Genomic DNA, 304 nt, shown 5'->3' with positions numbered 1-304 from the left:
CTGGTTCGGGCCTCGCCGGACTTGCGGCCGACGTGGTGGAGCAGCAGCACGGGTGCGCCGCCGAAGAACGTGCCGCCGAGCTTTCCGCTGGTTTTGCGGAACAGGAACGTGGTGAGTCGCGCCAGTTGTCGTTGCAGCTTCCAGTAGTGAGACGTCGGTGCGGGAGGCTTCGGCATGAGCAAATAGTGTCACATACTGACAATCTTCGTCAACTGACAAATGACGGCTGATGACGTGACTGTCGTATGCTGGTGGCATGGAGAAGCTCGGCCTTCGGGAACGGAAGAAGCAGCGGACACGGGAG

The 304-nt window shown here is 60.5% G+C and carries 1 protein-coding gene; it reads right to left on the bottom strand.

Annotated elements, in window-relative coordinates; translation table 11 throughout:
- On the bottom strand, positions 1 to 176 hold a 176-nt coding region (locus tag OO71_RS49800; RefSeq protein WP_156096893.1), incomplete at its 3' end, for a nitroreductase/quinone reductase family protein.
- Positions 177 to 304 lie beyond the last annotated feature (128 nt).

The sequence above is a fragment of the Amycolatopsis jejuensis genome (assembly GCF_000717335.1).
GTDB classification, from domain to species: Bacteria; Actinomycetota; Actinomycetes; order Mycobacteriales; family Pseudonocardiaceae; genus Amycolatopsis; species Amycolatopsis jejuensis.
This window is presented reverse-complemented; position numbering and strand designations above follow the sequence as displayed.